Here is a 1,266-nt window from a genome sequence, read left to right on the forward strand (position 1 = left end):
AAAGTTTTGACAGGTACTCTTCATCCCAGCCTGCCTTCAATCTTTTCAGGTTGAGACTTCCCTTGGTCGCCTTGTCATTTTTCAAGATGGAGAGGGCCATTTTGCTTATGGTAGAGAAGTTCCTCGCTGCATTTTTGACTTTCTTACTTTCGTCTTCTCTGAAAGTAATGTCCAATTGCCAATGCAAGTTGTTTTCTATGGACCAATGTTGCCTAATGGCGTTAGCTATCTTTTCAGGATCTTCGTTGCTTAAAGAAGTTATGTAGTATCTTGTTTCCTCTGATGTTTCACCAGATGTCGCAACAGATCTTCTTGAGATTATCCCGACAACAGACCTTAGCCCAATAAACTTGTTCTTAAACATTTTCTGCATAATGTCCCCATAGCTTACAACAATGCAGGTCCTTTCTTCTTGACGGCCATGACCCTCATTGAAGGAATAATGCTTTGTGACAACATTGCAATTGCCCTTGTATTCGTTCTCATAGATTATGTCCTTGGCAAATTCGTAACTTTTCTTCTGATTTTCCTTCAAGGCGATAATGTAGTCCCCTTTACCTTCTATTATTTTCTCAGTTATAGAAGTTTGGCATCCCATAGCATCTATTGTTACAATGGCGTTTGACACGTCTATAGCGCTAAGCAACTTGGGGACGACTGTAATTTCGTTCGTTTTTTCACCGACTTTCTCTTGACCAAGCGATATGCTATTGTCTGCTGACCAAGCAGATACGATCCATGTACGGAAGTCATCTTGCCCAAGAGTATGCTCGGCATCACACTTGCTTGAACCACGCATAAGTTTGCCATCAATGGCAACAACACCTTTAACTTCCCCAACTATTTCCCTAACCCAGTTTCTGAAAATCTCTTCAAATCCTTTCGGATTAAAGATTGAAAAGAAACGATTGAAAGTGTCATGACTAGGGATAGACTCCAGCCCTACTAAACGCTGTTTGAAGAAGTCTAACTTACTTTTGCCAAACTCTGCAATTTCATTCCAAGACTGAGCCCCAGCTATAACCGCAGCGATTGTAATGTAAATGATATGTTCCATTTTATGGACAGTTCTACCCGCTACTCGTGGGTCGGCAATTTGTTTAGATAACTTAATAATGCTCATTTTGTACCTTTTAATTGTTAATTATTTCTCTACAAAGATACGAAAAATATTTCATATATGCAAATATATAATGTTAATATTCAATAAGTTATAGTGATACACCATAGATATTGACGAGTAAAAGATTTAATGCGTCTGCCCTG

Annotated in this window: 1 protein-coding gene; it reads right to left on the minus strand. The window is 38.9% G+C overall.

From position 1 onward, the window contains the following. Positions 1 to 1,123: ISAs1 family transposase (locus DW830_RS15465; protein WP_119250492.1), on the minus strand; the 1,123-nt coding region annotated here is incomplete at its 3' end. Between the last annotated feature and the right edge of the window lie 143 nt (positions 1,124 to 1,266).

Origin of the sequence: Prevotella sp. AM34-19LB (assembly GCF_003468525.1) — a bacterium.
Classification (GTDB): Bacteria; Bacteroidota; Bacteroidia; order Bacteroidales; family Bacteroidaceae; genus Prevotella.